The sequence below is a fragment of the Streptomyces sp. NPDC046876 genome (assembly GCF_040645035.1).
In the GTDB taxonomy this organism is placed as follows: Bacteria; Actinomycetota; Actinomycetes; order Streptomycetales; family Streptomycetaceae; genus Streptomyces.
This window is the reverse complement of the sequence record NZ_JBEYXK010000184.1, coordinates 1-6,589: the sequence shown is the minus strand read 5'-3', so window position 1 is coordinate 6,589 and position 6,589 is coordinate 1. Positions and strand designations below refer to the sequence as shown.

Annotated in this window: 3 protein-coding genes; 2 read left to right on the top strand and 1 reads right to left on the bottom strand. The window is 76.8% G+C overall.

Annotated features, from left to right (window positions below; all coding sequences use genetic code 11):
* Positions 1-395: 395 nt before the first annotated feature.
* On the bottom strand, positions 396-2,606 hold the full coding sequence (locus tag ABZ924_RS37810) for an asparagine synthase-related protein (protein ID WP_361920156.1): 2,211 nt from the start codon (positions 2,604-2,606) through the stop codon (positions 396-398).
* 738 nt (positions 2,607-3,344) lie between these two features.
* Between ABZ924_RS37810 and ABZ924_RS37805 the strand changes: the two genes are divergently transcribed.
* Both ABZ924_RS37805 and lhgO read left to right on the top strand, forming a co-directional pair.
* Complete coding sequence (locus tag ABZ924_RS37805) at positions 3,345-5,075, top strand: sporulation protein (RefSeq protein WP_361920154.1); 1,731 nt, start codon at positions 3,345-3,347, stop codon at positions 5,073-5,075.
* Between the two features lie 58 nt (positions 5,076-5,133).
* Positions 5,134-6,375 carry an L-2-hydroxyglutarate oxidase gene (lhgO, locus tag ABZ924_RS37800; protein WP_361920152.1) on the top strand — a complete coding sequence of 414 codons (1,242 nt, stop codon included), beginning with the start codon at positions 5,134-5,136 and terminating at the stop codon, positions 6,373-6,375.
* Positions 6,376-6,589 lie beyond the last annotated feature (214 nt).

The following is a 6,589-nucleotide window of genomic DNA, read 5'->3' as shown; positions in this document are numbered from 1 at the left end:
TCCGATCTCCGCCCGGACCCGTTCCGGGCGCTCCGCGCCCGGCGCTCAAACGCCGCGCGGGCTGAATTCAGCCCCGCCGGCGTTTGAGGCGCGGGGTCCGGGGCGGAGCCCCGATCTTTGAGCCGCGCCGGCGATTGAGGCGTTTCTGGGGGCACCTCCCAGCGGTAGCTGGGGGAGAAGGGGCGGGGTGGGGGAACGGCTCCGCGCAGCGGAAGCCGTTGCGGCGGCGGGTGCCCGGCGCAGCCGGGTCTCCTGGGGCTCCGCCCCAGACCCCGCGCCTCAAACGCCGGCGAGGCTGGATTTGCCGGCCCTCGGCTTCGACAGCTCAGGCAGAAGCAACGCCTGACGCAGCCGGGTTCGCTGGGCAGACGCCTGCGGACTGGATGTTGCCGGGGTCAGGAGAGGGCTGGGCGGGGGACCGGTACGCCGTTGGGGACGGCTCTGCGGCGGGGGGTGGTCGTGCCCGTCCAGCAGGTGCCTCGGCGGGAGAGGAGGCGGGTCAGCCACAGTTCCATCGAGACGAGTTCCGCCAGGCCGTCCAGCGGGACCGGGTGGCCCTCCGCGGCGTCGAGGAGGGCCTGTTGGACGGTTTTTGCGTTGATCAGGCCCGCGTCCGCCAGGAGGGGGGTCGTGAAGAGGGCCAGGAGGGACGGAAGGGCCTCGCGCAGGCCCAGGCGGGTGGCCGTTTCGTTCGGGGTGTGGGCGGGGGCGCCCCAGCCGGGCGGGAGTTCGCGGACTCCGGCCGAGGTCAGGACGGTGCGCAGGATCGCGGCCCGGGCGCCGGGCTGGACGCGGAGGGATTCGGGCAGGGCGCGGGCGGCCCGTACGACCTGGTTGTCCAGGAAGGGGGCGTGCAGGCGCTGGCTTCGGACCTCCGCGGCCTGTTCGAAGACGCGGTGGTCGGCGGCGTGCCGGGTCAGGGCGGCGCGGGCGCGGGCTTCGCCGGGCCGGAGCGAGAGCGGGGGCCGCCCGGCGGCAGCGGCGAGGCGGATCGATACTTCCGCCAGCGCCTCCCCGGTCAGCCAGCCCGCGGCGGGCCCCGGCCGGGACCAGGTCAGGGCGGCGAGCGAGGCCCCGACCGGGCCGTCCGCGACGGCCGCCGCGCACAGGTCGCCCTCGCGCAGCCGGGCCGCGGCCTCTTCCATGCCCGCGCGGTACGGCGTACGGGCGAGGCGGCGGGCCGCGGAGTACACGGAGAAGGGCACCAGGAGGGAGGAGGAGTCGCCCGGGGTCGAGCGGGCCAGGGCCGCCATGGGGCGCAGGAGGTGTCGGCGGCGGCGGTCCATCAGGAGGTCGGCCAGCCGGGCGGGGTGGGCGTCGAGGACCTGGCGGGCTCCGTGTCCGACGAAGTGGTCGGCGGAGCCGGCGGCCAGGCGGCGGCGTTCGCGGGCGGCCACGACCAGCGAGGGCCCGGGTTCGTCGGTGAGCGGGCCGTCGAGGTCGGCGTACGGCAGGGCTTCCTCGGCGGCGGCGACGACCACGTGGTGCAGCCGGGGGTCGGCGGCGATGGCCCGGGCGCGTTCGAGTTCGGCCTCGCGGCCCTGCGGGGTGGCGAGGTCGTTGAAGGTGACGGCCAGGAGGCGGGATCCGGAGCCGGGGAGGGTGCCCGGAGCGCCGGGCAGGCCGGCGGCGAGCAGGGCGAGGGTGGCGGAGGCGCTTCCGCCGGAGAGGTCGGCGCCGACGCCGGGTGCGGGGGCGCCGCGGGCCGCGCGCCGGTCGGCGGGGCCCATTCCGGGCACCGGCCCGGGGTCGTACGGCAGGGTGTCGGGGGCATGGCGGGGCGCCGTGAGCCGGGCGCGCACCGCGTCCACCAATGCTTCCCGTACGCCCTCCACCGCGTGCTCGGGGTCGGCGGCGGGGGCGGCCACGGCGAGGGAGGCGACCGGTTCGTACCCGGTGATCTCCCGTGAGCCCTCGCGCAGGATCAGCGCGTGCCCGGGCGGGATGCGCCGCACGCCGGCGTACGGTGTGCCGTCGCCCAGTGCCTCGGGGCTGTCGGGGCAGGCCAGCAGGGCGGCGAGGTGGCCGATGTCGAGCTGTGCCTCGATGAGGTCGGCGAGGGGCAGTGCGGCGGTGGCGTACGCGGTGCCGCCGGCCCAGGGCGTGTAGAAGACGGGGCGCGCGCCGGCGAGGTCGCCGACGACGGTGATGCGGCGGCCGGTCTGGACGACGGCGGTGTAGCTGCCGGGCCACTGGGTGAGGTGGCGCAGGGCGCCGCCGCGGGCGGCCAGGAGGGCGCGGCGCAGCTCGGCGTCGTCCGCGCCGCAGCAGCCGAGGACGGCGATCCGGGTGAAGGGGTCGGCGGGGTCGGCGGCGAGGGTGCGGATCTCGTCGGGGCGCCAGTCGCCGACGGCCCACAGGGGGTCGGGGTCGCCCCACAGGAGCTGGGCGCCGACCGGTACGACGGTGCGGTCGGCGTCCTGGCCGGCCGGGTCGTCGGCGTGGGCGGCGTCCGCGATGCCGCCGCTCACCAGCCCCTCGGCGGCGTGCGCAGCCCGGTCGTACGGGTCCCGGCTGCTCCGGCCGCCCCGGCTGCCGTGGTCGGCGACGCGGCCGGCCGTGCCGAAGCTCGCGGCGATACTGCTCCACCCGACCAACCAGCGCACCGCCGCCTCCCCAGGCCGTGGGCAATCGACCGGGGCACGGACGGCGCGGTCGGCTCAGGCAGCGCTGAGGGCGGCTGAGGGCGCGGCCGGCTGGACCCCGGGTGGCTCGGGGTCCATGCTGCCACGAGACGGGCGTGCGGGAGTGACCGAGGAGGACGCCTGTGTCGGCGAACATGCCTCGGTCACACCGTATTTGACGTTCCGTTCCCCCCGCCCCATAGGCCGGTTTCAGCCATTCTTCGGTCGCACCCCGTACGGCGCGCACACCCTGGAGCACCCGGCCGCCGCGGTGCGCGGGCGCGGTCCGGGAGGCGGGATCCACCCCCCGGACCGTTCCGCCACCCGCGGGGATTGAGGCAGCGGCATCCCCCGGCCCGCCGGATCCACGCAGCGGGCCGACCCACGCACCGCACATCGAATCGCCGGGGCCGGACACCGGCCAGAGCGCACGGGCGGGCGCACGGCCACACGGACGGAGCACGGGGGCGGGCGCGCGCCGTCGCCGCGGGCCCGGGTCCGGCTGTGCGGGCGGACAACAATCCCGCCATACGGAAGTCGGGGCCTTAACGCTTGGGAGGCGGGGAACTACGCTGGGTTTACGAAATGCCGGGCGCCTATGCCCGGCGGTGCACGAGTGCGTACGGCTGCGTCGGCTGCGGGCAGGGCCGCGTCCGCGTGGGTGCGTACTGGTGGCTGCGTGTGAGTTGTGTGCGTTCCGCGCGTGACGAGGGGTGGCGCATGTCCAGGGAGCTCCGCGAACCCAACGAGAAGCTCGGCGCCGTTCTCGCCCTGGCGGGCATCAGCAACGCCGGGCTGGCCCGGCGCGTCAACGACCTCGGGGCCCAGCGCGGTCTGACGCTGCGCTACGACAAGACGTCGGTGGCCCGGTGGGTGTCGAAGGGGATGGTGCCGCAGGGCGCGGCCCCGCATCTGATCGCGGCCGCGATCGGGGCGAAGCTGGGGCGGCCGGTGCCGCTGCACGAGATCGGGCTGGCGGACGCCGATCCCGCGCCCGAGGTGGGGCTGGCCTTCCCGCGCGACGTCGGTGACGCCGTGCGCTCGGCGACCGACCTGTACCGGCTCGACCTGGCCGGGCGGCGGGGCGGTGGCGGGATCTGGCAGTCGCTGGCCGGCTCGTTCTCGGTGGCCGCGTACGCGACGCCCGCCTCGCGGTGGCTGATATCTCCGGCGGACGGTTCCGTGGCGCGCGAGCCCGCGGCGCCCCAGAAGCCCGCACCGCCCCAGAAGGCCGCGCCGGCCCGGGAGCCCGCACCGGCGCGCGAGGGCGCAACCGCGCGCGAGGGCGCACCGGCCCGCGAGGGCGCGGCACCCGGCGGGCGGGCGGCGGGAGCAGCGGCCACCTCGCGCACCTCGATCGCCTCCCTCGCCGGCGGGTCGGCGACTGCGGCGGCGTCGCCGTCCACCGTTGTGCCCGCGCGGCCCTCGGGCGAAACTCCGCACGCACCGCCCGCCGCCGGGCCCGCGGCCGGATCGTCGTCCGCGGCCGCGCCCCCGGTGCCGTTCGTCGCGGCGGCGGTGGACGCCTCGCCGCAGCGCGTCGGCCACAGCGACGTGAGCAAGCTGCGCGAGGCCGCCGAGGACGCGCGCCGCTGGGACTCCAAGTACGGCGGCGGCGACTGGCGTTCCTCGATGGTGCCCGAGTGCCTGCGCGTGGACGCCGCGCCCCTGCTGCTCGGCTCGTACAGCGACGAGGTGGGCCGCGCCCTGTTCGGTGCGACGGCCGAGCTGACCCGGCTCGCCGGGTGGATGGCCTTCGACACCGGGCAGCAGGAGGCGGCGCAGCGGTACTACATCCAGGCGCTGCGCCTGGCCCGGGCGGCCGCGGACGTGCCGCTCGGCGGGTACGTGCTGGCGTCGATGTCGCTCCAGGCGACGTACCGGGACTTCCCGGACGAGGGCGTGGACCTGGCGCAGGCCGCCGTCGAGCGCAACCGGGGTCTGGCCACCGCCCGCACCATGAGCTTCTTCCGGCTGGTGGAGGCCCGGGCGCACGCGAAGGCGGGCGACTCGGCGGCGGCCGAGGCGGCGCTGCGGGCCTCGGAGGGCTGGCTGGAGCGGGCGCGCGAGGGCGATCCGGACCCGACCTGGCTGGGCTTCTACTCGTACGACCGCTTCGCGGCGGACGCGGCGGAGTGCTACCGGGACCTGAAGCTGCCCCGGCAGGTGCGGCGCTTCACCGAGCAGGCGCTGTCGCGGCCGACGGAGGAGTACGTGCGCTCGCACGGGCTGCGGCTGGTGGTGAGCGCGGTCGCCGAGCTGGAGTCCGGCAACCTGGACGCGGCCTGCGCCGCCGGCACCAGGGCGGTGGAGGTCGCGGGCCGGATCTCCTCCGCGCGGACGACCGAGTACGTACGGGACCTGCTGCACCGGCTGGAGCCGTACGGGGACGAGCCGCGGGTCGCGGAACTGCGGGAGCGGGCCCGGCCGCTGCTGGTGGCCCCCGCGTAGCCGCTGTGTCAGTGGCGGGGTGCAGTATGCAGGGGTGGGAGGTGGCAGCTTGGGCGGCATGGGCAGCGTGAGCGGCGAGGGCAGGGACCGGATCCGGGGACGGGGACGGATCGACTGCGACGTGCTGGTGGTCGGCGGCGGGATCGTCGGGCTCTCGACGGCGTACGCCCTGTCGCGGCTGGCGCCGGGGACCCGGGTGGTGGTGCTGGAGAAGGAGTCCGGCCCGGCCATGCACCAGACGGGCCGCAACAGCGGGGTGATCCACAGCGGGATCTACTACCGGCCCGGGTCGCTGAAGGCGCGCTTCGCGGTGAGCGGCGCCGCCGAGATGGTGAAGTTCTGCGCGGAGCACGGCATCGCGCACGAGGTGACCGGCAAGCTGATCGTCGCCACCGGCCGCGATGAGCTGCCGCGGCTGCACGCGCTCGTGCAGCGGGGCCGGGAGAACGGCATCCCGGTGCGGGAGCTGGGGCCCGCGCAGATCACCGAGTACGAACCGGAGGTGCAGGGCCTGGCCGCGATCCACGTCGGCACCACCGGGATTGTGGACTACGGGCAGGTCGCGCGGCAGCTGGCCGAGTCCTCCGGGGCGGAGATCGTGTACGGCGGGGCCGTGGACCTGATCGCGCGGCGCGCGTCCGGGATCGCGGTGCGGACGTCCGCGGGGGTGGTGGTGCGGGCGCGGGTGCTGGTGAACTGCGCGGGCCTGCAGTGCGACCGGGTGGCGCGGCTGGCCGGCGACGACCCGGGGATGCGGATCGTGCCGTTCCGGGGGGAGTACTACGACCTGGCGCGGCCGGAGCTGGTGCGGGGGCTGGTGTACCCGGTGCCCGACCCGGCGTTCCCCTTCCTCGGGGTGCACCTGACCCGCGGGATCGGCGGCGGGGTCCACGTCGGGCCGAACGCGGTGCCGGCGCTGGCCCGCGAGGGGTACGGGTGGGGGGTCGTGCGACCGCGGGACCTCGCCGATGAGCTGGCCTGGCCGGGATCCTGGCGGATGGCCGCCCGGCACTGGCGGTACGGGGCCGGGGAGATCCACCGGTCGCTGTCGAAGGCGGCCTTCACGGAGGCCGTGCGGCGGCTGCTGCCGGGGGTTTCCGGGGCGGATCTGGTGGCCTCCGGGGCGGGGGTGCGGGCGCAGGCCGTGCTGCGGGACGGGACGCTCGTGGACGACTTCCTGATCCGGGAGGGGCTGCGGGCCGTACACGTCCTGAACGCGCCGTCGCCGGCGGCCACCGCCTCGCTTCCGATCGGCCGCGAGATAGCCCGCCGAGCCCTGACCACGCTCCGGACCGCCTGACCCTCCGGGCCGGGGCCCCCGGGCTGCCGCCTCGGGCCCGCCTGACCCTCCGGCTCGGGGGGCCGCCTGCGGCTGGCTGCCGCTGCGCGGAGCCGGTCCCCACCCCGCCCCTTCCCGAAACCGTGGCTCCGCCCCGGACCCCGTTCCGTGCGCTTCGCGCCCGGTGCGCTCAAACGCCGCGCGGGCTGGATTTTCCAGCCCGCCGGCGTTTGAG